The following is a 25,648-nucleotide window of genomic DNA, read 5'->3' on the forward strand; positions in this document are numbered from 1 at the left end:
GCGCTCCAGATCTTACGTTTAGTAGACGGATTTATTGTTATTAACTGACGTAACCGGTTGTTCGATAAAACGTGCCGCCAGCGCCTCGGCGCTGCGGGCGAGCAGGGTGGTGTCGACGCCGACGGCGACAAACCGCGCGCCAAGCTCGAGGTAGCGTTTCGCCAGCGGCTCGTTCGCCATCAGGATGCCGGGCGCTTTGCCCGCGCTAAGGATTTGCGCGATCGCCTGCTCGATGGCGGCCTGCACCTCCGGGTGCTGCGGATTGCCGGCAAAGCCCATGTCGGCGCTCAGATCCGCCGGGCCGATAAACACGCCGTCGACGCCTTCCACGTCCAGGATCTGCGGCAGGTTTTTCAGCGCCTCACGGGTTTCAATCTGCACCAGCACGCACATGGCGTCGTTGGCCTGCTGCAGGTAATCCGGGATGCGGTTCCAGCGCGAGGCGCGCGCCAGGGCGCTTCCGACGCCGCGAATGCCCGCGGGCGGGTAGCGGGTGGCACGTACCGCCAGCCGCGCTTCGTCGGCGTTTTGCACCATCGGCACCAGCAGGGTTTGTGCGCCCACGTCCAGCAGCTGCTTGATCTGCACCGGGTCGTTCCACGACGGGCGCACTACCGGCTGGCTGGGATAGGGCGCGATGGCCTGTAATTGGGTTAACACGGTCTGCACGCTGTTCGGCGCGTGCTCGCCGTCGATCAGCAGCCAGTCGAAGCCTGCCCCGGCCAGCAGCTCGGCGCTGTAGCTGCTGGTGAGCCCCAGCCATAAACCGATTTGCGGGCGGCCCGCCTTCAGCGCCGCTTTGAATGCGTTTTGCATGGTTGCCTCCTTACACAAAGCGGCAGCTGATGGAGCCCATGTTGCCGTAGTCGACGTGGAAGGTGTCGCCTCTGCTGGCGGACACCGGGCGGGTAAACGAGCCGCCGAGAATAATCTGGCCGGGCTCAAGCTGCACGTCGTACGGCGCCAGCTTGTTCGCCAGCCACGCCACGCCGTTCGCCGGGTGGTTAAGCACGCCTGCGGCGACGCCGGTCTCTTCGATCACGCCGTTGCGGTAGAGCAGGGCGGAGATCCAGCGCAGATCCAGTTCGTCGGGCTTAATCGGGCGGCCGCCGAGGATCACCCCCGCGTTGGCGGCGTTATCGGAGATGGTGTCGAACACCTTGCGCGGGCGCTGGGTCTCCGGGTCAACGTTGTGGCAGCGGGCGTCGATCAGCTCCAGCGCGGGGATCACGTAGTCCGTAGCGTTGTAGACGTCGAAGATCGTGCAGTTCGGGCCGCGCAGCGGTTTCGCCAGCACGAAGGCCAGCTCCACTTCGATGCGCGGAACGATGAAGCGATCGACGGGAATGTCGCTGCCGTCGTGGAAGAACATGTCGTCCAGCAGCGCGCCATAGTCCGGCTCGCCGATCTGCGAGCTGGCCTGCATCGCTTTGGAGGTGAGGCCGATCTTGTGGCCCTTCAGCACGCGGCCTTCGGCAATCTTCAGGCTGACCCATTCGCGCTGGACGGCGTAGGCGTCGTCGATGGTGATCGTCGGGTAGTCGAGAGAGATCTGGCGGATCTGCTCGCGGGATTGCTCCGCCTGATGCAGACGATGGGCGATCAGAGTATGGGTGTGTTTATCGAGCATAAAAGACCTCAGCGAAAGAGCGTGTGCACGTTGTTTTGTTTGTAATTGAGCGTCGGGTGAAGCTCGTCGAGCTCGAACGACAGCGCCAGATAGCGGCTCGCCATTAGCGCCGAGAAGTGCGTTTTGATCAGCGCAAACAGCATCTCCCCCACGGCTTCCCGGCTCTCCAGGCTGCGCCCGGAACCAATCTTCAGCGTCATATGCACAAAGGCGCAATCGTGCCTGCCGTCGGCCATCTGCCAGGTGTCCAGCCAGTGGGCGCGGCTGCGGATGCCGCCGATGGGAAAGATGCCCGTGGCGGCCAGCGCCTCGTTCACTTTGGCAAACAGCCCCGGCAGGTCGGCCTGCTCGCGGATGTTGTCGGTACATTCAGCAATAAAGTGCGGCATGGTGGCTCCTTACGCGGGTAGCGGGAAAACGGCGTTAACCTGGCCGGTGCCGGAGCTGGCGAACAGCTCGGTGAGGAACTCCACCTTGCCGTCGTACTGGTCCCAGCCGAGCATCCCCAGCAGCATCACCGTGTCGTGCATGTTGCCCTCGCCGTAGCAGTAGTCGGCGTACTCCGGCAGCATGCTGCAGAATTCTTTGAACTGCCCCTCGCGCCACAGCTTCACCACGCGCTCGTCCATCTGACGGTCGAACTCGCGGGTGTAGCTGTTCATCCCTTCCTCCGCACGCTGGTCGTCGATAAAGCGGTGCGACAGCGAGCCGCTGGCGAGCACCGCCACGGTGCCGTCGTATTTTTCGATGGCGCTGACGATGGCCTCGCCCAGCCTGCGGCTGTCGGCGAAGTCGTGAACCGTGCAGAACGCCGAGATGGAGACTACTTTGAAGTGTTTATCCGCGTTCATGTAGCGCATCGGCACCAGCGTGCCGTACTCCAGCTTGAGGCTCGGGATGTTGTGCGCTTTGGCGCGCACGCCGAGCTTCACCGCCTCGTCGGCGATCAGCTGGCCGAGTTCCGGGTTGCCGTCGTAGTCGTAGGTCATGTCGCGGATAAAGTGCGGCAGCTCGTTGCTGGTGTAGACGCCCGCAAAATGGTCCGCACAGTTGATGTGGTAGGCGCTGTTCACCAGCCAGTGGGTGTCGAACACGATGATGGTGTCCACGCCCAGCTCGCGGCAGCGCTTGCTAATTTCTTTATGCCCGTCGATGGCCGACTGGCGGCAGCCATGGTTTTTCCCCGGCAGCTCGGAGAGGTACATCGACGGAACGTGGGTGATTTTTGCCGCTAACGCTAATTTACCCATGGTCAGATCCCCCACTTTGGAATCGGATGGTCGCCCATGGAGATGCAGACGTTCTTCATCTCCGCGAACACCTCGAAGCTGTACTCGCCGCCCTCGCGGCCGGTGCCGGAGGCCTTCACGCCGCCAAACGGCTGGCGCAGGTCGCGCACGTTCTGGGTATTGACGAACACCATGCCCGCTTCGATATTGCGCGCCAGGCGCAGCACCTTGCTGACGTCCTGGGTCCAGATGTACGACGCCAGGCCGTACTCCACGTCGTTGGCCAGGCGCAGCCCTTCCGCTTCGTCCTTAAACGGCAGCAGGCAGGCCACCGGCCCGAAGATTTCTTCCTGCGCCACGCGCATGCGGTTATCGACGTCCGCCAGCACGGTTGGTCGCAGGAAATTGCCGCCCTTCAGGTGCGCAGGCAGATCGGTCGGTTTGTCCGGGCCGCCCGCCAGCAGGGTTGCCCCTTCTTCGATGCCGAGACGGATGTAGCCGGAAACCTTCTCCCAGTGCTGTTGGCTGATGAGCGCGCCAATCTGGGTATTCGGATCGGTCGGATCGCCCACGCGCAGGCGGTTGGCGCGCTCGGCAAAGCGCTTCACGAATTCCGGATAGATACTCTGCTGGATGAAGATGCGCGAGCCCGCGGTGCAGCGCTCGCCGTTGATCGAGAAGATGGTGAACAGGGCGGCGTCCAGCGCGCGCTCGATGTCGGCGTCTTCAAAAATTAGCACCGGGGATTTGCCGCCCAGCTCCATGGAGTACTTCTTCAGCCCGGCGTTTTTCATGATGTTGCGCCCGGTGGCGGTGCCGCCGGTGAAGGAGACGGCACGAACGTCGTGATGGCGCACCAGCGCGTCGCCCGCCGTCGCGCCGTAGCCCTGCACCACGTTGAGCACGCCCGCCGGAATGCCCGCCTCCAGCGCCAGCTCGCCCAGACGGTCGGCGGTCAGCGGGGAGAGTTCAGACATCTTCAGCACGGCGGTGTTTCCGAGAGCCAGGCACGGCGCAACCTTCCAGGTGGCAGTCATAAACGGCACGTTCCACGGCGACACTAGCGCGCAGACGCCCACCGGCTGCACCAGGGTGTAGTTGAGCATCTTGTCGTCGACCGGGTAGGTTTTGCCGTTCATCTGCTGGCACACCTCGGCGAAGAACTCGAAGTTGTGCGAGGCGCGCGGAATCAGCACGTTTTTGGTCTGGTGGATCGGCAGGCCGGTGTCGGCGGTTTCCATGGCGGCGATCTCGGGCACGTTCTGGTCGATCAGGTCGCCCAGACGACGCATCAGGCGCGCGCGCTCCTTCATCGGCAGGTTCGCCCATTTCGGGAACGCCTCTTTGGCGGCGGCGACGGCCTGGTGAATTTCAGCTTCACCGCCGGAGGCGACTTCTGCCAGCACCTCGCCGGAAGCCGGGTTGGTGGTGTGGAAGTACTCGCTTCCGGCAACGTTTTTACCGTTGATCCAGTGGTTAATCTTTTTCATTTTGCAGTCTCCTCGCTGACAATTCGGTTCACCAGGCGTCCCACGCCCTCCACTTCCACCACCACCTCATCGCCCGGCACCACGTCGGACAGCCCCTTCGGCGTGCCGGTGGCGATCATGTCGCCCGGCTGCAGGGTCATAAAATCGCTCAGGTACGCAATCAGGTACGGGATGTTGAAGATCAGATCCGCCGTGGTGCCTTCCTGGCGCAGCTCGCCGTTGACGAAGGTGCGCAGGGCAAGGTTGTGCGGATCGGGAATTGCCGCTTTCGGCACGATGTAGGGGGAAATGGGCGTTAGCCCGTCGCGGCTTTTTACCCGCAGGTTCGGGCGGTAGTAGTTTTCCAGGTAATCGCGGATAGCGTAGTCGTTGCAGACCGTATAGCCCGCAACATAGTCCATCGCCTCGGCTTCGCTGACCTTACGCGCGGTTTTACCGATGACCACCACCAGCTCCGCTTCGTAATGCATGTATTCGATATTGTTTGGGCGCACCGACGTCTGGCCGTCGCCGTTGAAGGTGTTTGGCGCTTTGATAAATACCAGCGGCTCGGTTGGCGGCTTGAAGTCCAGCTCGCTGGCGTGATCGGCATAGTTCAGACCGAGGGCAAACAGCGTGGCGTGCGGCGGCGTGCTGTGCGCAGTAGTGACGCTACGCTCATCCACCACCGGATTTTCCAGCGGCGGAAAGCCTTCTGCCAGAATGCGCACGCGATCGCCCGGGCGGATCTCAACGCGGCTTTGCGGGGTGCCGAGCAGGATCGCATCGCCGGGATTGAGGGTGGCGAAGTCGCTCAGGGCGCTCAGCAGTTCGGCGGCGTTACGCTGAAGATCGGCCGTGTTCCAGTGGTCCGCTTCGCGGCCGTTGATCTCGGTGATGATGGTCAGGTTATCCACGTTATCAATGGCGATCAGCTCGCCGAGCGGGCAAAATCCGTCCCGGCATTTGGCCTTGATGGCCGGGCGGTAGAAGCTCTCTTCCGGCAGGCTCACCTCGTTGGCGAGCGCATATCCCGCGATGTACTCCGCGGCGTCCTCCACGCGCACCCTGCTGGCGGTTTTGCCCACGACCAGCGCCACCGTCGCGCCGCTTAATACCGTTTCCCCGTGCGGGAAGGGGATCGGCTCGCCCGCGCGAATCACCGTGTTATGCGGCTTGATAAACCACACCGCTGTTTTCGGCGGCGTGTTGTATGGCGCTTTTTCAAAGGCCTCACGCCAGGCTTCACGCTGGCTTTGATGGTTGAGGGCGACGGCAAAAACGGTACCTTTCATTCATATACTCCTCACCCCGGTGGTCCGGGTTGCGATTTCATTAATATGTTAATGATCTGGTTTTATGCTTTTGCTGTTTATTTCGCAATCAGAAGTGAAAGATTTGTGATGGGAATAACAATAAATTTACATCCTGTGATTTGTTTATATTAAAATCAAACAGTTAATAAAATTACTGGGTTTCTGTTAGACTTTTTGACGGAAAACGTGTTGTTTATAAAAACATCTTTTAGTGATTGTTTACTTGTTAATGATGTTAAGGGGAAAGGCTATGCATGACTCATTAACCATCGCGCTGCTGCAGGCGCGGGAAGCGGCGATGTCGTACTTCCGCCCGATCGTGAAGCGCCATAACCTGACCGAGCAGCAGTGGCGCATTGTGCGCGTGCTGGCTGAACATCCGTCGATGGATTTTCACGATCTGGCGTTTCGCACCTGCATCCTGCGCCCGAGCCTGACGGGCATTCTGACGCGGATGGAGCGCGACGGCCTGGTGCTGCGCTTAAAGCCGGTGAACGACCAGCGCAAGCTGTACGTGTCGCTAACCAAAGAGGGGAATGCGCTGTATGAACACGCCCAGGCGCAGGTCGAAGAGGCGTATCAGCAGATCGAGGCGGAATACACGCCGGAGAAGATGAAACAGCTGACGGCGCTGCTGGAAGAGTTTATTGAACTCGGAAACCGGCATAACGCAGCGCGGGAAGAAGAGTAAAAACCACAAATTCCAGGATGATTTTCGTAAAGTTTTCCCTTTCCAGGCCGAAAATTCTGTATCTGTCTGAGGAAAGAGAAAACATGTTAAACCGTATCAAGATTGTCACCAGCTTAATGCTGGTTTTAGCGATATTTGGCCTTTTACAACTCACGTCCGGTGGTCTTTTCTTTAATGCCCTTAAGAATGACAAAGAGAATTTCACCGTCCTGCAAACCATTCGCCAGCAACAATCCACGCTGAACGCCAGCTGGGTAGCTTTGCTGCAAACCCGTAATACCCTGAACCGTGCGGGTATCCGCTACATGATGGATCAGAGCAATATCGGCAGCGGCGCGACCGTTAACGATTTGATGCAAATCGCGTCTACGTCTCTGAAACAGGCGGAAAAAAACTGGGCTGCCTACGAAGCCCTGCCGCGCGATCCGCGTCAAAGCGATGCGGATGCCATGGAGATCAAGCGTAACTATGATATTTACCACGGCGCGCTGGCGGAGCTGATTCAGCTGCTGGGGGCAGGCAAAATCAACGCCTTCTTCGACCAGCCGACCCAGAGCTATCAGGACGGTTTTGAGAAGCAGTACGTGAGCTACCTGCAGCAGAACGACAAGCTGTACGAAACGGCGGTCAAAGACAGTAACAGCTCTTACACTCAGGCTATCTGGGTGCTGATCAGCGTCCTGATTGCCGTGCTGGTGGTGATTGTGGCCGTCTGGCTCAACATCAAGCAGACGCTGATCTCTCCGCTGAATCGTCTGATCGACAACATTCGCCATATCGCCAGCGGCGACCTGGTGAAGCGCATTGAGGTTCAGGGCACCAACGAGATGGGTGAACTGGCCGACTCGCTGCGCCATATGCAGGGCGAGCTGGTGCGTACCGTCGGCGACGTGCGTAACGGCGCGAACGCGATCTACAGCGGCGCGAGCGAAATCGCGATGGGCAATAACGACCTCTCTTCCCGTACTGAACAGCAGGCCGCTTCCCTGGAAGAGACCGCTGCCAGCATGGAGCAGCTGACGGCGACCGTTAAGCAGAACGCCGAAAACGCCCGTCAGGCGAGCCATCTTGCGCTGAGCGCCTCTGAAACCGCGCAGAAAGGCGGCAAAGTGGTGGATAACGTGGTGCAGACCATGCGTGATATCGCGGGCAGTTCGCAGAAAATTGCCGACATTATCAGCGTGATCGACGGCATCGCCTTCCAGACCAACATTCTGGCACTGAACGCGGCGGTAGAAGCGGCGCGTGCGGGTGAGCAGGGTCGTGGTTTTGCGGTGGTGGCAGGTGAAGTGCGTAACCTGGCCCAGCGCAGCGCCCAGGCGGCTCGCGAGATCAAGAGCCTGATTGAAGACTCCGTGGGCCGCGTGGAAGTGGGCTCAACGCTGGTCGAAAGCGCCGGTGAAACCATGGGTGAGATCGTGAACGCGGTGACCCGCGTAACGGACATCATGGGTGAAATCGCCTCTGCGTCTGACGAGCAGAGCCGCGGTATCGACCAGGTCGGTCTGGCGGTGGCAGAGATGGATCGCGTGACCCAGCAGAACGCCTCGCTGGTAGAAGAATCTGCCGCAGCGGCCGCCGCCCTTGAAGAGCAGGCGAGCCGCCTGACGCAGGCCGTGGCGGTGTTCCGCATTCAGCAGGAGCAGATGAAAGCGCGCGAATTCGCTTCTGCGAAAACCGTTGCAGCACCGGCGATGGCGCGTAAAACGGTTACCGCTGATGCAGGTGATAACTGGGAAACGTTTTAATTAAATAAGAGGCAGGCGCATGGCGCAGCGCGTTTCATACGCGAAACCGTGCGCTGCCTCTTCTTCCCTTTTCTGACGCAGTTCAGGCGTCAGCGTCGTCATTGTTTTAAACCCCAGCCGCGCATAGAACGGCGCATTCCACGGTACGTCCCTGAACGTCGTCAACGTCAGCGCCGTCAGCCCCCTTTTCCGGGCATGGTCTGCCGCGCAGGCGATGAGCTGCCTGCCAATTCCTTTGCCCTGCCACTCCAGATCGACCGAAAGTTCGACAATAAACAGTGATGAAGGATGGACCTCGGCAAGGATAAACCCGACGGGCCGGTCGTTCGCCAGCGCCAGCCAGCTTAGCCCACGTTCGGCATACTCGAGGTGCTGCTCAGCGGAAATGACCTCGCCGTCGGCAAGCCAGGCGAGGTCGGGGTCTTCACGAAAGCGCTGACCCCCCGCGCGTTCAATGGCGGGCAGGGCGGTAACGTCGTTAGGGGTAGTGGGGCGAATGCGAATATTCATGGCGGCAAGTATAGCCTGACCCGTCGACATTATTCCGAGCAGATCAGCACCGGCGAGTAAAAATTGCTGATCACCAGCGCGTCTTCCGGCGTGCGCTCTATTGTCAGGAGCCTTTTATTTCCGAGCGTCAAACCGGCAACGTATTTTTCAAAGACCCCGGGCGGCATGGCATCGTGGCTAAAACGCTCCACTTTTTGAATGACAATCTCATACAGTTCGCCCTCCACGTGACGCCATTTAAACATCTCCTGGCGGGAAACCTCCCAGCTGCGCGGCGCATTCACCACGCTGCCGTTTAGCGTGATGTACCCCGTTTTGTCGGGGTGGAAGCGCATAATGATCTCGCCGTCAAAGGTGAAATCGTGGCTGTCGCGCCGGTCGGAGAAGGTCAGGTTTCCATCGCAGGCCACCGACAGCGGGGGCGTATGGAAGTACCACGCCAGCGCGGCGCCCAGCAGCAGCAGGTTGAGGAAAAGGATTAGCCAAACTTTTTTGTGTTTCATATCACCACTCGTAATAGTAAAGCGTACGACAGGCGCTGGCTTTACCCCGCGTGAGGGAACACTGGGAGAGCACCAGCCGCCCTTCGTGCCCGTAGAAAAGCGTTCTCTGAATGTGCATGTAGAAAATAGAATTTTTCAGGCACGGAAGATGGCCGTCCTGCTGAAGAGTCTGAGCCAGCGTAATCGCCTTCTCATGGAACACGTCCGCCAGCGGCGTAAAGGTGTATACCGGGCAGGTGCCGATATGCGTCAGCAGATGGATCTCCCGCTGCGGGTTGTCTGGCTTGATGAGCGCGATCCAGATGCACAGCGCAACGACGACCAGCGTGAGCGCGCCGCAGAACAGCCATTCCGGGCGAACGCGCCTTGCCGGTTTCGCCGTTTCTTCGGTCGGTGGCGCCTCCTCCAGCGGGGTGACCGTGACGTCTGCGCTGAGCATAAAGCCTGTTTTCGGTACGGTAACGATAAAGAGCTCGTCGGGAAGCAGGGTCGCCAGCATCTTGCGCAGAATGCTGATGTACTGGTTTAAGGAGTTGTTAGACCCCTGGAGCCCTCGCCGATCCCAGACTTCCTGAAGAAAGGTTTCCCGTTCGACCACGTTCCCATGATGCTGAACCAGCAGCCTCAGGATGGTATTGGCCGTACAGGTGAGGAGCTGCGCATCTTCATCAGGCGCATTGATAAGAGAAACAGAACCGTCCTCGTCGTTATAGACGATGGAGTCAGCAAGCAGGTATTTCATAAGTTGTTGTAATAAAAAGAGAGATAGCGAATAAAAAGAGAAGGCTTACGCCCTCCGGGCAGCACTGCTGGCTATTTTAACGCCACTGTTACCGATAACATTGATCCAGACAGGATTTTGGGTGGTTTAATAAGTCAGCGTGATAATCACGTCATCAATAAATTCCCCGGTACCGGTTAGCGGCTGTGCCGGGACTTCGCCGAAAACGGTGTAGTTCTGGGTGCCGCCTGCAGGGTTGGTGACCTGCAGCGCATCGCCGCTGCTTTGATCCCCCCAGCGTTGCGTGGCCGCTTCATCCTGCCAGAGCCCGTAGCGCAGGCACTGGCCCTCGCTGTTGCAGAGCTGCCGCTGACTACCGCTGGCATGGTTGCCTTTGCCCATGGCAAGGGTGAACGCGATCCCGGCCGGACAGCGTGTGGTGACGGTGGCGGTGGATCGCGTCGGGCGCAGGGTAGCGGTGCTGGTCAGGGTGCCGAAGTTAAGCGGAGTTACGCGCTCGATGTAGCATCCCTGGCTGATTTCGGCCTGCGCGTTGGTGCCGCCCTGCACCTGCTCCCCCTCTGCTGAACCGTCCGAGCAGTTTTGCAGCGCATCCTGACGCATGGCGCTGTGCCAGGCGATGCGCAGATTCATGTTGTAGTTGTAATAGTGGTAGGCCGGAAGCTGGCTTTGCCCTGCCGGAATGGTGGCGATAAGCGGAAAGGTACCGCTGACGTTGGCATTGCTTTCCGCGGCCAGGGTCTGCTGAATCAGGTTCCCACTGCTGGCAGGCCCCAGCTCCTGAGAGCGCGCTGCGCCGTTAAGCAGGCGGAAGAGGAGAGTATACTGTTTCCCCTCCTGGTCCCCCGGCGAGATCATCTCAAAGGGCGGGGCGTCTACGCTGCTCAGGCAGACATTGATATATTCCGTTCTGCCCTCGTTGTCGGCCTGGCAGCTAAATTTTACCTCGGTGTTGACGGAGGTTGTGTTGCCCGCCACGACGTTGCCAAAGTTAATGGCGGGCGTTGAGGTTATCCAGCAGGCTGCCGCCATCGCCTTCACGGACAGGACGAGCAGCAATAATAACGGCGCTCTTAATGACACAGTTGTTCTCCGATATTCTGTATAGATGACGCGGTACGGGGCGCCGGAAGCGTGACCCGGCACTCCCCCTCACCGGTCTTCACCACCAGTTCACCCGGCAGGGGCGGATCTTCAAGCCAGATAAAGCCGTCGCGTCCTACGATGGTCGCACCCTGCGGCGTTGACACGACGCTGCCCAGCGGGAGCGGCCTGCGTCGGCTGTCGACCAGTCGGGCCTGAACCGTGACGGCGTGATGGACGTTAAAATCGACTTTTACCGCGCTGCTGTTGCCCGGTCTGGCATGCATGTCGGTTACAGGGGCGATCACATCGGCAGGCAGATCGAGCGGGTTAATGCTGATTTTGCTGTTGTGGTAACGCGGCAGGTCGGTCAGCAGGAGGTAACCGTCCTCATCCGTTTCACCGGCCGGGCGGTTTTCCAGCATTACCGGTACGTGCCCAATGCCGTGCGTTGACACCAGCGCCATGCCCTGCTGGATATAGCGCAGCGCGTGCAGGCTGCCGTCCAGCAGCGTCAGGCTGCCTTCGGCTGAGGCGTACTGGTTGCCCTGGTTAGCACCTTGCTGCAGCCCAACGTGCCATTCGCCCGCCCGGCCCAGATAGCCTACGTCCGCATATCTTTCACGTCGTTCGCCAAAGCCCTGGCCCAGCTCCCATGACCAGCCGCCGGCCTCATCGTCCGGCTGGTGGCGGTAATCCATGCGCGGTTTATCCCGGCTGGCCTGAACGGAGAGCGTGTCCTCGCGACCCAATGGGACGGAAAGCAGCAGCTGAACGTGACTCGACGAATCCGTAAACGAGCGGGTATAGCTCAGCGTGGTGGAGATGTGTGCTGGCAGCGACAACGACCAGGAGGCGTTGAGGTAACGCTGTGTATTGCCCTGAATGTTCTGCTGTACCCAGCCCGCGCCCACGGTGCCGAAGTGGGGGATAGACTGGCTTACCCAAACGCTGTCGCTGCGTCTGACGGGCGCGGCACCGCTCATACGGGCGTTGTCGGCGAATCCAGCCCCGGTACGGACGGTGCTGGCAGAAATGCCCGTTCCTCTCCCGTTCCACTGCCAGCCGAGGCCCCACTGAACGCCCTGACCGTAAGGGCTGTCGCTCACGGCAACGTGCTGGCTGACCACCCCTACGGCGGGAGAGACCAGCCAGTCAGCGCCCGTGCCCACGTTGCGCAACCTGCGCTGCTGTTCCGTGTGCAGCGCCAGCGTCAGGTGATTATTCACCCCATAGCGCCAGCCCGCGTCCAGCAGAGGCGAGTCGGCATAGTCGTCGGAGTGCCGGGCGTAGTTTTCCCGCATCCAGCCGATGTCCAGCGAGCCGCTGCTGAGCCCTTCCGCCAGCATGCCCGGCGCGCCGTAGAGATCGAGCTGTACGGCGCGACGCTGACCGTTGATATCGGTAATGACCACCTCCGCCTGCCCGCTGCCGGTGAAGGAGGGCAGGGTATCCAGCAGAAAGTCTCCCGGCGTGACGCGCTGGCTGCTCTGCTTAAGGCCATCGATATACAGATCGACCGTGGAAGGCAGCACGGCCGTGTCGCTGTAGCGGCTGCGCGGTTCGGTATTGAGCTGGGGATTAAGCTCAAAATTACGTGCCCAGTGCAGACCGCCAAAGCGTACCTGCCGGCTCCAGCGCGTGCCGGTGGTGATACTGTCGCCCAGCGCCAGCGTGGTCAGCGAGTCGGTGTTATCCCACTGCCAGCGGGTTTCGAGACGGGTGTGGGTAGGCCGACCTGCGCTGTTTTCCTCCCCGGCATGGCTTGAAAAACTGCTGCTGAACGTTCCGGGTAACCCTCCGGACGCGGTCAGCATGGTCTGGGCGTTAAGCTGGCGCTTCCCCTGCGCATCGCTGGCGTATAGCGCGTATCCGAGCGTATACGCGCTGACGGGCTGCGCATCAGGATAGCGGTACATCGGCGTGGGCTTTGAGACGGTCAGATGCTGCTGGCCCTCGAACGCCTCTGCCTCTGCGGTAATCGACACCTGCTGGGACAGCACGTCGACATTGACCTTCAGGCCCGGCAGGGACGTCAGCTCAACCCACCCGGCGCGATCGTCCGGGGCGTGAAGCCCCAGCTTTTTCATGTCGCTGCGGCTTATCCATAGCGCATTATCCACCACCCGGCAGGCCCAGAGCTCGCCTCGCGGGGCGTGGTTCACGGTAATGGCCAGCCATTGTACGGTGTCGGCGGGTTCAGCCCGGGCTGACAGCATGAGCGGTAGCCAAAACAGGAGCGCGAGAAGCGAGCGGGCGCAGGGGTATCTGGCTGGCATGGTGGTCATCATTTAGATAGACGCGCAGCGTGCTGAGCGCGTGTCGTGAAGCCTGCTTAAGCGGTAAAAGGGCGGTTTGTCCCGGGAGCACATAGCCCGCCAGGCCTTTAATCGAGCCTACAACCTGCCCATCGGCCGTCAGGGCCTCAAGGTGGCTCAGGCGGATGTGGCGGTTTCCGGCGTTAAAGCAGCGGAGGGTGGCCGGCATTTCTGCCTGCTCGCAGCTCAGTGCATCGTGGCTGGCGGGCGCGTTCTGGTTCCCGGCAATAAACACCGGAATCGAGTAGCGCAGCAGGAAGTGCACCGCGTTGGGATTGGCGGCACGGGACGTGGCGTCCGGCAGCTCGTCAATGACCAGCCGGTAACTTTGCTCCTGTGCACGGACGCCAGGCTGCATGACGATAATGCGCACCAGCTGCTGCTGGCCCGGCGCCAGTGATGTCATCGCCGGGCTGCTGACCACCTCCCCGGTGGCCACCAGAGCATCTTTACCGTTTTTTTGCGTCCATTCGTACACCCGAATCTGCGCATGGATGGCCGCTTTCCCACTGTTAGTGAGATAGACCGCCGCTGCCCGCTGATTGCTCTGCAGGTCGAGCGTTACCGGGGCCACCTGAAGCGTGGCGGCCAGCGCGTAGCGCGACAGCAGCGCCAGCATCATGAGCCACAGAATGAAGCAGGGAAAGTAGCGACGCACGATCAGTACTCCAGTTTTAACGTGATATCGTCGCTGTAGGTACCTGCCTGGGCGGTTGTCAGCACCCCGGCGTCAATGACGCCATACAGCGTTTCCTCCTGTTCCGCACCGTTGCCGGTATCGTCCAGGCCATTCGTGTCGGTGATTTGCGTCTGTTTGCCTTCGTCGGCAAAGAGTTTCCACGCAATCTTCTGCGCGCCCGTTTCGCCGTTTTCCGGCTTCAGCCAGAAGGTACCGTTTTCGCCGTCGTTGCTGGTGGCTGTAAGGGTGAAAGGCGTACCGTTGGTACAGACAATATCGACCTGCGTTTTGGCCTGGATTTCGCTCGACTCATCGGAGCCGTGACGCGAGAAGTTGAGGTCGTTGGCTTTAAGGGTGCACGACTTCACTACCTCAAGTGATACGTGCATCGTCGCGCTTGCGGTACTGTCTGCGGCGATCGCAGCAGCAGGAAGCAGGAGAACGGAACAACATACAAGGGTGGGAATAATTTTCATGATCTTATTTCCTGACGTGAGTAACAGTGCAATTACAAAGCGAATGACTGAGCGTCCAGCAGGCAGAGTTTTCGATGGAATTCCGCCAGGCTGTGACAACAGAATTTGTTCATCGCGTTACGCTTGTGGGTGTAGATCGTTTTAGGGGACTTATTCATGATTTTTGCGATGCGAACCGGACTGAATCCTTTATGGAGCAACATGCAAACCCGCCTCTCCTGATGCGAGAGCGTGGCGGCGTTTTCGATGGCGAATGTCGTGTCGCTAAAACAGTGGCTTAGCTGCGCAAACGAGAGGTTGTCCGCGACCACTCGGACCCGCTCGTTGCGCAGGCAGGCGTGAACGTCGCAGACCCGCGCGGCATCCGTAAATACCAGCCAGTTCTCTCCGGCGTGCGTATTGAGCAGCCGTTCCTGCAGGTGCAAAAGCCCTTCCGGATTAACGTCATGGATCCAATACATCTCCGGGCGAGGAGTAACGGCCGTCGAGATCGTCGAAGTGAGGCCAAGCCATAAAAACGTATTCCCGCTCAGAACGATAACCTGATAACCAGCATTCGGAATGAAAGGGGTCATTTTCTACCCCACAGATAGCCCTGGCCGTAATCGGCCGCGCTGGCGCGGGCCAGCGCGAAATCACCCGCGGTTTCGATGCCTTCGATCAGCACCTTGCTGGCGACGCGCTTGCACTGGCGGGTGAGATGCAGAAACTTTGCCTGCTCGATCCGCCCGTTCCAGAAGGTATGTTTGTCAATTTTGATGCCGCAGAAGCGGATCTGGCTGGTCAGAAGATCGGGAAGAAGGTCTTCGCAGACATCGTCTGCCCACACTTCTATCCCCCACTGATGGAGCGTCGCGATGCATTTCCGTAGCGCCTGGCTTTGCGTATCCTCAAGCTGGACCATCGTATGGAGATCGGTGACCTCGATAGCAAGTCTCTCAGGGCAGGGTGTCTCTTCTTTTAGCCTGTCGAGGAAGTCCGTTTCCAGCAGTAAATCCGATGTCGCATTGAGATAATACTTGTCGCCATCCTTGCAAAACATGGCGTGACGAAGCTGCGCAAAGAAGTGCGCTTTACGCTGCGTCGCGGGCATCGAGCCAAAGTAATCTTCAAGATTGACGTGGGGCTTTGCCGTAGACAATACCTCCCAGGCAACCACATTTTCACTGCGCAGTGCCCGGATGGATTCGAACTTATAGCCGGTTAGCATGATAAAAGTGCGTAACGCTCCGTTGTGATTTCAGGAGTCGCACATTTTATGGATTTGTGTTTTGGCGGGATATTTATAGATAAAAATGGCTTATATAAAGTGTTTTTATCTAATTTATAAGTCTGATATAGGATTATTTATTTTCATAAATGCCCGGCAGTACGCCGGGCGTGACGCGTATTAACCCGCTTTGCTGACGATTTTGATTTCAACCATGCCGATCCCGAGCTCGCGCGGCGAGTGCCCAAGGATATTCCCCTCGTTCGTGGACTGCGGATCTGGCGGCACGATCACCAGGGTATTGCTGCGCGAAGGGTTCTCAAAATGCAGCGTATGCGTGCTCACGTCGTTCCCAAGCGTCAGCGTCTGCTCCCGATCGCCCACGCGCACGGGGACGGGCTTGTTTGCGTTGGGCCCATACGCTCTGGCGGTGATCACCAGGTCGAACTGTTCCGGCAGCGGGTGGGCGTACTCAATTTTCACCTCGTTGCCCAGCTGCGCGTTTGACCAGCGTCCCCAGGACTCCGGGCGCGAGATGCCGCTAAACTGCTTCACTTCTTCCGGCGCGCCGGCCACGTTAAAGATAAAGCTGTCCGCTTTGTAGCGAATATCGTTATCGCTGATTTTCAGCATGTCGACGTTGTGCTGATAGCGCGCGGTATCAATCACCGTATCGTTGAACGCGGTTTTGCCTTTCCACTGGGCTTTATCCACGTGCTGTACGATTTGCTCCCCGCCAAGCTGACCCTGAGAGACGCACCAGTCGGTAGAAAGCGCCAGCGGCTGCGACCAGAGCTGGCCCATTTTGTAACACCTGTCGACCCATACGAAATTATCGCGTGGCGCAAAATCGGCCAGCTGATAGCGCAGCGGCGCGGAATATTCGCTTTCCGGCAGCGGCTCGACGCGCCCCTCCGACACGCGTACCAGCAGCGGCAGACGGAAGCTGCTGCCCGAGAAGGCAATCGTGTTTTTATCCCGATCGACGGTGAAGTCCTTCATCTCTTTCGGGAAGTTCCACAGGCGGATAATGTCTGGCTTCCAGGCGAGGATTTTTTCCTTCATGTTGAGGAAGACTTCCGACAGGGATTGCCCCGACAGCGTGCTGCGCCCAAGGCCAATAAAGTTGTCGCCGCCCAGAATGTCCAGCACGGTTGCGCCGTTATCCATGGAGTTACGTTTGGTGGCGATGACCTCCTGCTGCGGCTGGTCGCCGCGCAGGACGAAGAACAGATTGCTGCGATCCTGCTTGTTGAGCCGATCCCAGGCGCTGTTTTTCATCGCCAGATGGTCAGACGACACGACGATGACGGTGTTTTTAAACCAGGGCGAGGCTTTGATTTTCTCGACCAGCGCGGCAATGTGCTCCTGGCTGCAGGTAACGGCACTGAAAGACTTGTTGTTTTTGCCGTCGACGTCATAGCTTTTGCGTTTGCAGCTGCGCGAAACGAACCCGTCCGGATGGTGGGTGTCCACCGTCAGCGCAAAAAGGGAGAAACGCTTGCCCGCGCGGGAAAGCTCCTCGAATTTTTTCCAGGTTTCGTCGAGTACCGTATCGTCATAGAAACCCCAGTCGTTGCGGTAGCTCGGATCGGCAACCGTCGTTTTTAACTCTTCTGAGCCATACAGGTGGTCAAAACCGTGGGATTTCAGGAACACGTCTTTTCCGGCAAAGCGCAGGTTTGCTCCCTGCACAAAATAGTTTTCGTAGCCGGAGTTTTTCAGGATGTCGCCGAGGCAAATATTCTGTGGGAAGAACGTCGACATGGAGGCCGAGGCGTTACCCTCAAAAGGCGCGAACAGCGGGATACCGCACTGGGAGGCAACCATCCCGGCAATCGTATAATCCGTACCCGGCAACTGCATGGTGTGGCTGAAGTCGAGACCTTCGTTTTTCAGCGCGCCCAGGTCCGGCGTCAGGTTCGGGAAGGCATCGTTATCAAAGTACGTGCGTTCCAGGCTTTCACCGTAGATGTAAACCAGGTTGAGTTTCGGGTTGGCGATCGTTTTCGACGGTTCTTTGTAGTAAGCCACGAAATCAGGATCGCCGTCGCGGGACTGGGATTTCACCAGCTCGGTGATCTGATGGAACGCCGGGCTGGCGTCGACGGAGGCCAGCGCCAGGAATAGCGCCAGCAGGCTGTAGCCATGATGATGCGGATGATGGCGACGTCGACGCAACACCCAGGCCAGCGCGCCAAAAATTGTCACCAGCGCGACGATAAGGCCGAGCCCCGGAAGAATGTACTTGCCCACACCCGCGCCCGTCAGGCTGTTCGTCAGGGTGTAGAGCACGGCATCGTTAATACCGTCACCGGTAAAGTAGTCGCTGGCGTATAGGGTAATGTTTAAAATAATAAAAATGCCGAGTACCACCAGCGTGGCGATAAACCACCAGGTGTTGCGGCCGGCTTTGCAGGCATAGACGCCGACAGAAGCCAGAAAAAGGATAAGAGACATGAATTCTGACAACAGCATATCCTCATGACGCCAGGTGCTTCGCTGGCTAACTGTTTATTTTTTGGGTCATACAATGTAATTGCGATGTCGTTAAGCTGCAATTTTAGTGTCACGAAAGTGTGCTGTTGTTAGGATTTGGTTTAGAAAATCGTTTTTATGAAGAAGGTCGCATCCTGACAAACAGACGCTGAGGCGGTGGCAACCAGGAAAAACGCTCATTTAGCGCCGCGTTGCAAGACTATCGCATTAAACGCGGCGTGTTGTGGCAAAAATGGGATGGATCAGGAGAGGAAATTAACGCCTTGTTTCAGCACCAGATCGCAGGCTTTGGTTTTCACCTGTTTTGCCAGAGAAGAGTTGCCGAGGGTGCTCAGGTTAAGCTGCTGCCCGTTTTGCGCGTTCAGCAGGCCCTGAATGCCGTCCATATAGTTGGTGTCCGCTTTTTGCTCCTGGGTATCCAGGCCCAGTTTACCCAGCACCTGATTTTTCACGTTTTGCGCGTCGGTCACGGAGGCCAGCTTTTGCTTCGCGCAATATTCCAGAATCCCCGCCGCGTTGTTCATCGTGCCCGCGCTAAGGCTCTGAGAGCTGTTGCCCAGCAGGCTGGTGAGGGAAGAAGCGGAGAGTCCACCCTGAGAGCTGCTGCTCTCTTTGGTCAGCTCATTTGCTGCGCTTGACAGAGACTCCTGCCATGACGCCGCTTGCGCTGCGCCGGTCACCAGCAGCGCGCCTAAAAAGGTGCTGATTAGAATCTGTTTTTTCATCATGGCTCTCTCAAAAAGGTCCGTTTTGGGCCGAATGGGTACCAGTATATACCTGGGACCTGTCGGCGATTTCTGGAACTGTCTTAATACTCTTTGCCGGTAACGCGGCTGCGGTAACTTTCCCAGTCGAAGATGACATAAAGACTATTACCCAGCTTCATGCGGTCCATGACGCGTTCACCCAGTAAGCGGGTCATCTCGTCGATATTGTGGTTCGTCAGCATGCCGGTGGGGCGCTTGGACGAGGAGCGGCGATCGACTATCTGGTTGATGATCACTTTTTCATAGCGGGATTCGGTCTGAACGCCAATCTCGTCGATGACCAGTAGGTCGACATTGCTCAGATCGTTAAGCAGCTGTTCTTCGCTGGTTTCGCGGTTGCTGAAGGTGTCTTTCATCGCGGACATGATATCGGCCACGGTGATGATAAGAACCGATTTACCCCGCAGAAGCAGCTCGTTGCAGATAGCGGCTGCAAGGTGGTTTTTTCCGGTGCCCGGCTTGCCGCTAAAGATGAAGCTGGCGATATTGCCGTCGAATTCATTTACGTACTGACGGGCGGCGGCAAGGGCGTTCATCTGCCCGTTGGTTTCGATTTTATAGTTATCGAACGAGCAGTTCTGGTGCAGGGGACGGATACCGGAACGGTTAAAGGTGCGCTGCATTTTCATCGCCCGGTTTTCCCGGGCGAGCGCGGCGGCACGGATCTTTCCTTGCTCTTTTTGCCAGGCCAGTAGCTCTTCACCCGTGGTGAAAGCAGGCTTCACATTGGCAGGCATCATTTTTTGCAGACGTTTCATCAGGTCGCCGACGTTCTTCATTTCGCACCTCGGAATCCGCTGGGGATCTGTTTATCCGGTTCTGAAAACGCGTTGATATCGCGTTTTGGCTGCCCATTGTTGCCGGCGCGGGTGATTTGAAGATGACGCGCGAGCTTTTGCTGCCACTGAATATGGGTGAAGACTTTACCTTCCGCCTGCCACCAGGCGGTAAAAGCGGCGAGCTCTTCCGCGGTGGCCGGCTGGGTTAGCGCAATGCCCCACAGCGCGGCCTGCCGCTGAAAATCCGCATCCGGTTGCCAGCCCGCGTAAAGGGCAAATTTTCCCATCGGAACGGTCACGGGGACATTCACCGGTTCATCAAAGAACTGGTTGTCCAGCGTGACATCGCTCGCCGGGCGCGACAGCTGCGCTTCGATCTCCAGAAGCTGTGCCAGGCGTTCCGGTGTAATTGCGTAAAACGCCGGAACGTTGTCGGCAAAAACTGCAACCGTGCCGCCTTCGGCGTGGGTCAACACACCGCGTGGGTCGCGCATAAAGGCATCAATGCCAGCAATGCTGGTGGTCAGGATTCTGGAGGACATAACGCTTACTCTACTGATTACTACGGGCGAGATATGGGCTTATGGTAGCACAGAGAGAGGAAAGGGAAGGAGGGGATTTCCCCGGTGGCGCTGCGCTTACCGGGGCTACGGTCGTAGGCCTGATAAGCGCAGCGTCATCAGGCATTTATCACGCGATGATATTCAGGGTCACGTCGATGTTGCCGCGGGTCGCGTTAGAGTACGGGCAAACAATGTGCGCCGCGTCGACCAGCTTTTTGGCTTCTGCAGGATCCATACCCTCAACGTGGATGTTCAGTTTCGCTTCAATACCAAAACCGGTTGGCAGCGGGCCAATACCCACTTCGCCTTCAATAAAGGCTTCTTTTGGCAGGGTAAATTTATCGCGCGCCGCCACAAATTTCATCGCGCCCAGGAAGCAGGCAGAGTAGCCGGCAGCAAACAGCTGCTCAGGGTTCGTCACTTCTCCCCCCATGCCGCCCATCTCTTTTGGCACGCCCAGTTTTACGTCCAGTACGCCATCGGAAGAGGTGGCTCGACCGTCACGGCCACCGGTTGCTTTGGCTTTGGCGGTATAAACAACTTTTTCTAAAGACATGGCAGGTTCCTCATCTTGCTTAAGTGTGTGCTATTAAATAGCGTGCGATATATATGGGTGATAATCACGCGTAAAGTATAGTCTTACGCGCGGTGTAGCTGTTGTCGCAAAAGTTCGAGCTGCTGTTTGAGCGCCAGCAGGGTGTCGGTATCACACTGCGCTGCGCAACCCACCGCATGGGGGATACCCAATGCCTGCTGCTGCAGTTCACGTCCCGCTTCGCTCAGGGTGACGGCGACCTGACGTTCGTCCTGGCGCGAACGGTGACGGTTGATTAACCCGGCACTTTCCAGCCGTTTCAACAGCGGCGTCAGGGTTGCAGAGTCCAGAAACAGGCGTTCGCCGATGTCCGACACCGTCATGTCATCCTGCTCCCACAGCACCAGCATCACCAGGTATTGCGGGTAGGTCAGGTTCAGCGGTGCCAGCAGTTGCCGGTACAGCTTATTGAGCGCCAGGTTTGCCGAATAGAGGGCAAAGCAGAGCTGGTTATCCAGCTTGAGCGCAGCGGTTGCGTCGTTCGTTTTCGCGTTCATGAGATGAATATAAGTAGTGTGCGATTTAATTGCAAGCAATTTTATGGGCAGGTGTAGCGGAGCGCCACCTGAACGGCCATTTTGCGGTAGTGCTGGCGCTGAGCCTGTTCGTCCGCCCCGTCTTCAAACAGGAGCGTGAAGGTGTAACTGTTGGCAACGTAGTGAAAGCTGAAGCTGCTTATCAGGCGGTGAAGATCGCGGGCGTCAACCGTCTGGCTGAAGAGCTGTTTTTCTTTGCCCCGGAGCAGGATGCCCTCCAGCAGGTCGAGCGCGCTACGGTTGACCTGGCGAAGATAGCTCGACTGCTGCATAAAGCGGCCCCGCTGCATGTTTTCCATACAGATAATCCGGATGTAGTCCGGGTGGTCGGCATGATAGTCAAAGGTGGCTTCAACCAGGTTGACCAGCGCTTCGACGGGGGGCATTCCCGCCAGGCTTAGCGCTTTTTCACTGGCGCGAATCTGGGTGTAAACATGTTCCAGAACCAGGAGATAGAGATTCTCTTTATTTTTAAAATGGTAAACCACCATGCGTTTGGTGGTGCCCGCTTTTTCCGCGATCTGCTCCATGCGGGCACCGTTCAATCCATACTCGGCAAAAAGCGCGATGGCGCTCTGAAAAATTTTCTCTTTCAGGCTGGATTCTTCGCTGTGCTCGAGGTGTTCGCTGCCAGGGTTAGCCACATCCTTTCCTTATTTTCACCAAACGGACCAGAAGGATTATCTCCATGGCAGCGAAATAACACAAATATCAAACGCGTGGGCGTTTGCGGTACAGCCACAGCCCGGGGATCGACAGGCCGATGGAGAGCGCGCCGACGATGGACGAGGCCTTAAGAAAGTTGCTCAGGAGGAGGATCATCTGCGGCTCGGTGTAGCCAAAATGGCTGATTTTCACCGCGGAAATCATCGCCGTATACGCAGATATGCCCGGGAACATTGGGATCACGGCGGCGACGGTGAACACCTTGGGATGCGCCAGATACCAGCGCGACCACTGGATGCCGATACTGCCAACCAGCATGGAGGCCATAAATGTCGACCATTCGATGTTAAATCCTGCGGTCATCATCACCATTCGCGAGCCATGGCCAATCGCGCCCAGCAGCGCACACCACCGCAGAGCGCGTTGCGGAACGTTAAACACCATCGCAAAGCCGACGGCAGGAATGGCGGCCAGAAGCATGTCCTGTGCCAGCGCCAGCAGAAAATCTATCACGCCCATCCGCGTAACCCCCAGAGTGTCATGGCCATCACTACGCCGATGCAGGTCGCCAACGTCAGCAGGCTGGCAATAGCCCAGCGTGCCAGACCGGTATTAATGTGCCCTTTAAACATGTCGGCAACGGCGTTGATCAACGGAAAGCCCGGAACAAGCAGAAGCACGCTGGCGGCCATGGCAATCGTCGGGGTAGTGGCAAACTGCGGCAGGCGCAGCAGCAGGCCGGAAACCGTGGTGGCGACAAATGCGGTAATGCAGAAGTTAATTTGCGGATGCAGCTGTCTGTGCGTCAGCAGCTGGCGAACGTACATGGCGATACTGCTGGCGAAAAAGGTGACGATCGCGCCGTCCCAGCCGCCTTTATTGAGCTTACAAAAGCAGGCGCAAGACAGCCCTACCATCACCACGACAAGCCAGCGCGGATAACGTAATGGCTTAATTTGGTTGAACCGTTTTTCAATCTCCCGAAGATCGAGAAGCTTATGTTCAGCGAGGATGACGATGTGCTGCACTTCGGTCACGACGTGCATGTTAATGCCGCGGTCATGGTTTTTGCGGGTGGAGGTCAGGCACTGACCGTCTTTGATCGTGGTCAGCACGATGGCGTTAGATGAAATAGCGCTTTCTACGCTATCCATACCCAGCGCCAGTCCCAGCCGGGTGGAAAGCTCCTCAACCAATGCGCTTTCCGCGCCGTGCTGGAGCAGAAAAAGACCGCACTGAATACATAGCCGCGTGATAGCACGCTGCGTTGACCGATCTGCCTGCATGTATTGTCCTGAAGAAGGTGGAAAGTTGCCGGTTGGCCCATAGCGATTATTTTTAGCACAAAGTGCAGTGCCACTTGCTGTGGGCCAGATCAAGGTTTATGCAAACAGTTACTGCCCTTAAGTGCGGAAGGGGTTGGGATTAATTCATCATTTTGGTGAATTATTAATATTAAAATATAAGTTATTTATATTTAGTTATTCTAATTTTATATTGTAGTTATTTTAATGACACTGCAATTAAATTTAATTTCGCTTTATGAGATATTACTGCTGTTTAGGCATTTCTTAAACTAAGAATACATCTCATCTTCTGCTTGCATTAACCTGCTTTACACTCAGGGACGAAAAATACTCATACGTTGATGCATTTTAACGTTACTCATCACATGAAGAATGGACACGGAGGGTCTATGTTGTCTTTGCACGGTAAGCATAGCGTTATCATTAGCCGGATACCGGTCATGCAAAATGGGTTAGGGGGCGTGATGACTCGCCATTTCCCCGATTTTGAATTGACCTATTGCAGCTCATTGCAGGAGTTAACACTGCTCCAGCTACGCCGCGCTGACGTCATCATTGCCGATATTTCAGGCGAATACTGGAATCCTCGGGGCGCGCTCGAAGAGTATTTCAGTTTATTGAATCAATACCGGAATATTCACTGGATCTTTTTAGTTTCGCGGCCGCTTAACCCTATTGCCGTCGAGTTACTTGTGCGTCCGGAAAGTACGTTGCTTTCTGATATTGAACCCATTGAAGGGCTTGTTAACGCTATTCGGGCAGGTAGCGAACGCGCAGAGCGGGTAAGCCAGGCGTTGCTAACCCCGGAACCTCAAAGTCCGGGGGAAGAAGAAGAACAGGTTATCGCGCTCACGCACTCCGAACGCAAAGTATTGCGGCTGTTAGGTAAAGGATGGGGGATTAACCAAATCGCCACATTGCTCAAGAAGAGTAATAAAACCGTCAGTGCGCAGAAAAACAGTGCGATGCGACGGCTGTCATTACGCAGTAATGCCGATATGTACGCCTGGATAAACAGTACACAGGGAATGCGAGAGCTGAATTTGATGTCAGCCTATGGAGAGTTCGAGGAATGGAAAAAACCGATTCAACAAGACATATCGCCATCGTCGAAAATTGCGCGATGAGTGCTGTTGGGCTACAGCATCTTTTTGCGATGCCTGGCCTGAATCATTATCAGCTGCATCTGTTTAGTGAATTTGACAGCTTTAAGAAAGCACTTCAGCACATCAATTTTTTCTCGCTGATCTATTCATATTCCGATGCGCGAGAAGAGCGTCGTAACTGCCTGGCGCACCTGCGGGATTTTGCGTTTACGCATGGCCATATCCAGCGCATTATCCTGGTCGCTGATGATATGGAAGCAAGATTAATTAGCCATCTTTCCCCGTCACGCCTTCACGGTGTGGTCAGCAAATCGCTGACGCTTGAGCACCTGCAGAATGAACTTATGGTGTTACTGAGTGAAACCCTGCGCATCAATGACAATATGATGAACCACTGGTACCGGAGTCAAAGCAGAATGTTAAGCCCAACGGAACGGGCAATATTGCGTTATATGTCTTGCGGCTATTCCATTCCTCAAATCGCGGCACAGCTTGAACGCAATATCAAGACCATCCGGGCGCATAAGTTTAACGCGATGGTGAAGCTGGGGGTGAATTCTGACGTAGGGTTACTCGATGCGGCAGATATTATTACCCACCTTCCGGCAAGAGAACTGCAAAGCTCGACACTCAGCAATCCGACCTTTTTATAACCTGTCTGTTGCGCGCCAGGCAGGCTCTGGCGCATCAATCAGATGCAGACATCAACCCATTTTGCGGAAGTCAGTTCTGCCATTCTGTCAGGTGAGATACGCACGGCACTATGAATTGCGCCTGCGGCGGGCAGGACTTCGGCGTACTGCTTTAATGAAATATCGCAGTAAACCGCAAGCGGGTTTTCCAGGCCGAACGGGCATACGCCGCCAACGGGATGACCGGTGATGGTCACCACTTCATCACTGCTGAGCATTCGCGCTTTTGCACCAAAGGTATCTTTCAGCTTTTTGTTATCCAGGCGCGCATCGCCTTTTGCTACCACCAGAATCACCTCATTTTTCACCTTCAGTGATAAGGTCTTGGCGATTTGTCCCGGTTCAACACGGTGGGCGGCAGCAGCCAACGCAACGGTAGCGGTACTCTGGCTAAGTTCAATGACGTCTATATCCGGCGCGTTGTCGGCAAAAAACTGCTGTACAGACTGCAAACTCATTGTTTCCTCCTGACAAATATCCTGCGTAATCTGTCATAAGCATTCAGGCTCTGTAAATATCTCTTAAGTAACAAAT

Annotated in this window: 29 protein-coding genes; 4 read left to right on the top strand and 25 right to left on the bottom strand. The window is 57.1% G+C overall.

Annotated features, from left to right (window positions below; translation table 11 throughout):
- Positions 1 to 18: 18 nt before the first annotated feature.
- Genes hpaI through hpaG form a run of 6 tightly spaced genes read right to left on the bottom strand, consistent with a single transcriptional unit; the run spans position 19 to position 5,623 of the window.
- Complete coding sequence (gene hpaI / locus UTM25_RS21465; RefSeq protein ID WP_058840497.1) at positions 19 to 816, bottom strand: 4-hydroxy-2-oxoheptanedioate aldolase; 798 nt, start codon at positions 814 to 816, stop codon at positions 19 to 21.
- Between the two features lie 10 nt (positions 817 to 826).
- A complete protein-coding gene (hpaH, locus tag UTM25_RS21470) occupies positions 827 to 1,630 on the bottom strand; it encodes a 2-oxo-hept-4-ene-1,7-dioate hydratase (protein WP_194400872.1) in 804 nt (267 codons plus the stop codon).
- A gap of 8 nt (positions 1,631 to 1,638) precedes the next feature.
- Positions 1,639 to 2,019: a 5-carboxymethyl-2-hydroxymuconate Delta-isomerase gene (locus UTM25_RS21475; RefSeq protein WP_194400870.1), complete on the bottom strand. Its 381-nt coding sequence runs from the start codon at positions 2,017 to 2,019 to the stop codon at positions 1,639 to 1,641.
- A 9-nt stretch (positions 2,020 to 2,028) separates the two neighbouring features.
- Positions 2,029 to 2,880, bottom strand: a complete 852-nt coding sequence (gene hpaD / locus UTM25_RS21480; RefSeq protein ID WP_045355043.1) for a 3,4-dihydroxyphenylacetate 2,3-dioxygenase — start codon at positions 2,878 to 2,880, stop codon at positions 2,029 to 2,031.
- 2 nt (positions 2,881 to 2,882) lie between these two features.
- Positions 2,883 to 4,349, bottom strand: coding sequence for a 5-carboxymethyl-2-hydroxymuconate semialdehyde dehydrogenase (hpaE, locus tag UTM25_RS21485; RefSeq protein WP_045400869.1), 1,467 nt, complete (start codon positions 4,347 to 4,349; stop codon positions 2,883 to 2,885).
- Positions 4,346 to 5,623: a 4-hydroxyphenylacetate degradation bifunctional isomerase/decarboxylase gene (gene hpaG / locus UTM25_RS21490; protein WP_194400868.1), complete on the bottom strand. Its 1,278-nt coding sequence runs from the start codon at positions 5,621 to 5,623 to the stop codon at positions 4,346 to 4,348. Before hpaG ends, hpaE begins: the two co-directional genes overlap by 4 nt.
- Before the next feature lie 271 nt (positions 5,624 to 5,894).
- Here hpaG and hpaR point away from each other — a divergent pair, with 271 nt between their 5' ends.
- Both hpaR and tsr read left to right on the top strand, forming a co-directional pair.
- Positions 5,895 to 6,335 (top strand): homoprotocatechuate degradation operon regulator HpaR, encoded by a 441-nt coding sequence (gene hpaR, locus UTM25_RS21495; protein WP_023334396.1) that lies wholly within the window; start codon positions 5,895 to 5,897, stop codon positions 6,333 to 6,335.
- An 83-nt stretch (positions 6,336 to 6,418) separates the two neighbouring features.
- Positions 6,419 to 8,083, top strand: coding sequence for a methyl-accepting chemotaxis protein (tsr, locus tag UTM25_RS21500; RefSeq protein WP_194400865.1), 1,665 nt, complete (start codon positions 6,419 to 6,421; stop codon positions 8,081 to 8,083).
- On the opposite strand, the gene UTM25_RS21505 is transcribed toward tsr, so the two are convergent.
- The 18 genes from UTM25_RS21505 to UTM25_RS21590 form a co-directional block, all read right to left on the bottom strand.
- Positions 8,084 to 8,593, bottom strand: a complete 510-nt coding sequence (locus UTM25_RS21505) for a GNAT family N-acetyltransferase (protein ID WP_194400863.1) — start codon at positions 8,591 to 8,593, stop codon at positions 8,084 to 8,086.
- Between the two features lie 29 nt (positions 8,594 to 8,622).
- Positions 8,623 to 9,096, bottom strand: a complete 474-nt coding sequence (locus UTM25_RS21510; protein WP_194400861.1) for a hypothetical protein — start codon at positions 9,094 to 9,096, stop codon at positions 8,623 to 8,625.
- Position 9,097: 1 nt separating this feature from the next.
- Positions 9,098 to 9,838: a winged helix-turn-helix domain-containing protein gene (locus UTM25_RS21515; protein ID WP_194400859.1), complete on the bottom strand. Its 741-nt coding sequence runs from the start codon at positions 9,836 to 9,838 to the stop codon at positions 9,098 to 9,100.
- Positions 9,839 to 9,964: 126 nt separating this feature from the next.
- Positions 9,965 to 10,921, bottom strand: a complete 957-nt coding sequence (locus UTM25_RS21520) for a spore coat protein U domain-containing protein (RefSeq protein WP_194400857.1) — start codon at positions 10,919 to 10,921, stop codon at positions 9,965 to 9,967.
- Entirely contained in the window at positions 10,912 to 13,200 is a 2,289-nt protein-coding gene (locus tag UTM25_RS21525) for a fimbria/pilus outer membrane usher protein (RefSeq protein WP_233469405.1), read from the bottom strand. Before UTM25_RS21525 ends, UTM25_RS21520 begins: the two co-directional genes overlap by 10 nt.
- Positions 13,121 to 13,897, bottom strand: coding sequence for a fimbria/pilus periplasmic chaperone (locus UTM25_RS21530; protein ID WP_194400855.1), 777 nt, complete (start codon positions 13,895 to 13,897; stop codon positions 13,121 to 13,123). Before UTM25_RS21530 ends, UTM25_RS21525 begins: the two co-directional genes overlap by 80 nt.
- 2 nt (positions 13,898 to 13,899) lie before the next feature.
- Positions 13,900 to 14,394, bottom strand: a complete 495-nt coding sequence (locus UTM25_RS21535) for a spore coat U domain-containing protein (RefSeq protein ID WP_194400853.1) — start codon at positions 14,392 to 14,394, stop codon at positions 13,900 to 13,902.
- Between the two features lie 32 nt (positions 14,395 to 14,426).
- Positions 14,427 to 14,969, bottom strand: a complete 543-nt coding sequence (locus UTM25_RS21540) for a helix-turn-helix transcriptional regulator (protein ID WP_194400851.1) — start codon at positions 14,967 to 14,969, stop codon at positions 14,427 to 14,429.
- Complete coding sequence (locus UTM25_RS21545; protein ID WP_194400849.1) at positions 14,966 to 15,604, bottom strand: EAL domain-containing protein; 639 nt, start codon at positions 15,602 to 15,604, stop codon at positions 14,966 to 14,968. The genes UTM25_RS21540 and UTM25_RS21545 overlap by 4 nt, the downstream gene beginning before the upstream one ends.
- A gap of 180 nt (positions 15,605 to 15,784) precedes the next feature.
- Positions 15,785 to 18,076, bottom strand: a complete 2,292-nt coding sequence (opgB, locus tag UTM25_RS21550; RefSeq protein ID WP_194400847.1) for a phosphatidylglycerol--membrane-oligosaccharide glycerophosphotransferase — start codon at positions 18,074 to 18,076, stop codon at positions 15,785 to 15,787.
- A gap of 269 nt (positions 18,077 to 18,345) precedes the next feature.
- Complete coding sequence (locus UTM25_RS21555) at positions 18,346 to 18,828, bottom strand: DUF2501 domain-containing protein (protein ID WP_121425077.1); 483 nt, start codon at positions 18,826 to 18,828, stop codon at positions 18,346 to 18,348.
- An 83-nt stretch (positions 18,829 to 18,911) separates the two neighbouring features.
- On the bottom strand, positions 18,912 to 19,649 hold the full coding sequence (dnaC, locus tag UTM25_RS21560; RefSeq protein WP_194400845.1) for a DNA replication protein DnaC: 738 nt from the start codon (positions 19,647 to 19,649) through the stop codon (positions 18,912 to 18,914).
- Positions 19,646 to 20,191, bottom strand: coding sequence for a primosomal protein DnaT (gene dnaT / locus UTM25_RS21565; RefSeq protein ID WP_194400843.1), 546 nt, complete (start codon positions 20,189 to 20,191; stop codon positions 19,646 to 19,648). Before dnaT ends, dnaC begins: the two co-directional genes overlap by 4 nt.
- Before the next feature lie 148 nt (positions 20,192 to 20,339).
- Entirely contained in the window at positions 20,340 to 20,768 is a 429-nt protein-coding gene (locus UTM25_RS21570) for an organic hydroperoxide resistance protein (RefSeq protein ID WP_013095463.1), read from the bottom strand.
- Positions 20,769 to 20,851: 83 nt separating this feature from the next.
- The gene (locus UTM25_RS21575) at positions 20,852 to 21,304 is read right to left on the bottom strand and encodes a MarR family winged helix-turn-helix transcriptional regulator (RefSeq protein ID WP_194400840.1); all 453 of its coding nucleotides are present in this window, start codon (positions 21,302 to 21,304) and stop codon (positions 20,852 to 20,854) included.
- Between the two features lie 41 nt (positions 21,305 to 21,345).
- Positions 21,346 to 21,987 (bottom strand): TetR family transcriptional regulator, encoded by a 642-nt coding sequence (locus tag UTM25_RS21580; RefSeq protein WP_194400838.1) that lies wholly within the window; start codon positions 21,985 to 21,987, stop codon positions 21,346 to 21,348.
- 67 nt (positions 21,988 to 22,054) lie between these two features.
- Positions 22,055 to 22,528, bottom strand: a complete 474-nt coding sequence (locus tag UTM25_RS21585; protein WP_023310302.1) for a threonine/serine exporter — start codon at positions 22,526 to 22,528, stop codon at positions 22,055 to 22,057.
- Positions 22,519 to 23,295 carry a threonine/serine ThrE exporter family protein gene (locus UTM25_RS21590; protein WP_109845621.1) on the bottom strand — a complete coding sequence of 259 codons (777 nt, stop codon included), beginning with the start codon at positions 23,293 to 23,295 and terminating at the stop codon, positions 22,519 to 22,521. Before UTM25_RS21590 ends, UTM25_RS21585 begins: the two co-directional genes overlap by 10 nt.
- Positions 23,296 to 23,705: 410 nt before the next feature.
- On the opposite strand from UTM25_RS21590, the gene UTM25_RS21595 reads away from it, so the two are divergent.
- Positions 23,706 to 24,443 carry a helix-turn-helix transcriptional regulator gene (locus UTM25_RS21595; protein ID WP_194400836.1) on the top strand — a complete coding sequence of 246 codons (738 nt, stop codon included), beginning with the start codon at positions 23,706 to 23,708 and terminating at the stop codon, positions 24,441 to 24,443.
- Entirely contained in the window at positions 24,440 to 25,075 is a 636-nt protein-coding gene (bglJ, locus tag UTM25_RS21600; RefSeq protein ID WP_194400942.1) for a DNA-binding transcriptional activator BglJ, read from the top strand. The genes UTM25_RS21595 and bglJ overlap by 4 nt, the downstream gene beginning before the upstream one ends.
- A gap of 38 nt (positions 25,076 to 25,113) precedes the next feature.
- On the opposite strand, the gene UTM25_RS21605 is transcribed toward bglJ, so the two are convergent.
- Positions 25,114 to 25,572 (bottom strand): YbaK/EbsC family protein, encoded by a 459-nt coding sequence (locus UTM25_RS21605; protein WP_008502085.1) that lies wholly within the window; start codon positions 25,570 to 25,572, stop codon positions 25,114 to 25,116.
- Positions 25,573 to 25,648: the final 76 nt, after the last annotated feature.

It is taken from the genome of Enterobacter sp. 61D5 (assembly GCF_034107965.1).
GTDB lineage: Bacteria > Pseudomonadota > Gammaproteobacteria > Enterobacterales > Enterobacteriaceae > Enterobacter > Enterobacter cloacae_M.

What these genes read in the sequence shown, in the direction of transcription:
- hpaI (WP_058840497.1), bottom strand. Translation starts at nt 816, where the DNA reads ATGCAAAACGCATTCAAAGCGGCGCTGAAGGCGGGCCGCCCGCAAATC.
- hpaH (WP_194400872.1), bottom strand. Translation starts at nt 1,630, where the DNA reads ATGCTCGATAAACACACCCATACTCTGATCGCCCATCGTCTGCATCAG.
- UTM25_RS21475 (WP_194400870.1), bottom strand. Translation starts at nt 2,019, where the DNA reads ATGCCGCACTTTATTGCTGAATGTACCGACAACATCCGCGAGCAGGCC.
- hpaD (WP_045355043.1), bottom strand. Translation starts at nt 2,880, where the DNA reads ATGGGTAAATTAGCGTTAGCGGCAAAAATCACCCACGTTCCGTCGATG.
- hpaE (WP_045400869.1), bottom strand. Translation starts at nt 4,349, where the DNA reads ATGAAAAAGATTAACCACTGGATCAACGGTAAAAACGTTGCCGGAAGC.
- hpaG (WP_194400868.1), bottom strand. Translation starts at nt 5,623, where the DNA reads ATGAAAGGTACCGTTTTTGCCGTCGCCCTCAACCATCAAAGCCAGCGT.
- hpaR (WP_023334396.1), top strand. Translation starts at nt 5,895, where the DNA reads ATGCATGACTCATTAACCATCGCGCTGCTGCAGGCGCGGGAAGCGGCG.
- tsr (WP_194400865.1), top strand. Translation starts at nt 6,419, where the DNA reads ATGTTAAACCGTATCAAGATTGTCACCAGCTTAATGCTGGTTTTAGCG.
- UTM25_RS21505 (WP_194400863.1), bottom strand. Translation starts at nt 8,593, where the DNA reads ATGAATATTCGCATTCGCCCCACTACCCCTAACGACGTTACCGCCCTG.
- UTM25_RS21510 (WP_194400861.1), bottom strand. Translation starts at nt 9,096, where the DNA reads ATGAAACACAAAAAAGTTTGGCTAATCCTTTTCCTCAACCTGCTGCTG.
- UTM25_RS21515 (WP_194400859.1), bottom strand. Translation starts at nt 9,838, where the DNA reads ATGAAATACCTGCTTGCTGACTCCATCGTCTATAACGACGAGGACGGT.
- UTM25_RS21525 (WP_233469405.1), bottom strand. Translation starts at nt 13,200, where the DNA reads ATGCCAGCCAGATACCCCTGCGCCCGCTCGCTTCTCGCGCTCCTGTTT.
- UTM25_RS21535 (WP_194400853.1), bottom strand. Translation starts at nt 14,394, where the DNA reads ATGAAAATTATTCCCACCCTTGTATGTTGTTCCGTTCTCCTGCTTCCT.
- UTM25_RS21540 (WP_194400851.1), bottom strand. Translation starts at nt 14,969, where the DNA reads ATGACCCCTTTCATTCCGAATGCTGGTTATCAGGTTATCGTTCTGAGC.
- UTM25_RS21545 (WP_194400849.1), bottom strand. Translation starts at nt 15,604, where the DNA reads ATGCTAACCGGCTATAAGTTCGAATCCATCCGGGCACTGCGCAGTGAA.
- UTM25_RS21555 (WP_121425077.1), bottom strand. Translation starts at nt 18,828, where the DNA reads ATGAAAAAACAGATTCTAATCAGCACCTTTTTAGGCGCGCTGCTGGTG.
- dnaC (WP_194400845.1), bottom strand. Translation starts at nt 19,649, where the DNA reads ATGAAGAACGTCGGCGACCTGATGAAACGTCTGCAAAAAATGATGCCT.
- dnaT (WP_194400843.1), bottom strand. Translation starts at nt 20,191, where the DNA reads ATGTCCTCCAGAATCCTGACCACCAGCATTGCTGGCATTGATGCCTTT.
- UTM25_RS21570 (WP_013095463.1), bottom strand. Translation starts at nt 20,768, where the DNA reads ATGTCTTTAGAAAAAGTTGTTTATACCGCCAAAGCCAAAGCAACCGGT.
- UTM25_RS21575 (WP_194400840.1), bottom strand. Translation starts at nt 21,304, where the DNA reads ATGAACGCGAAAACGAACGACGCAACCGCTGCGCTCAAGCTGGATAAC.
- UTM25_RS21585 (WP_023310302.1), bottom strand. Translation starts at nt 22,528, where the DNA reads ATGGGCGTGATAGATTTTCTGCTGGCGCTGGCACAGGACATGCTTCTG.
- UTM25_RS21590 (WP_109845621.1), bottom strand. Translation starts at nt 23,295, where the DNA reads ATGCAGGCAGATCGGTCAACGCAGCGTGCTATCACGCGGCTATGTATT.
- UTM25_RS21595 (WP_194400836.1), top strand. Translation starts at nt 23,706, where the DNA reads ATGTTGTCTTTGCACGGTAAGCATAGCGTTATCATTAGCCGGATACCG.
- bglJ (WP_194400942.1), top strand. Translation starts at nt 24,440, where the DNA reads ATGAGTGCTGTTGGGCTACAGCATCTTTTTGCGATGCCTGGCCTGAAT.
- UTM25_RS21605 (WP_008502085.1), bottom strand. Translation starts at nt 25,572, where the DNA reads ATGAGTTTGCAGTCTGTACAGCAGTTTTTTGCCGACAACGCGCCGGAT.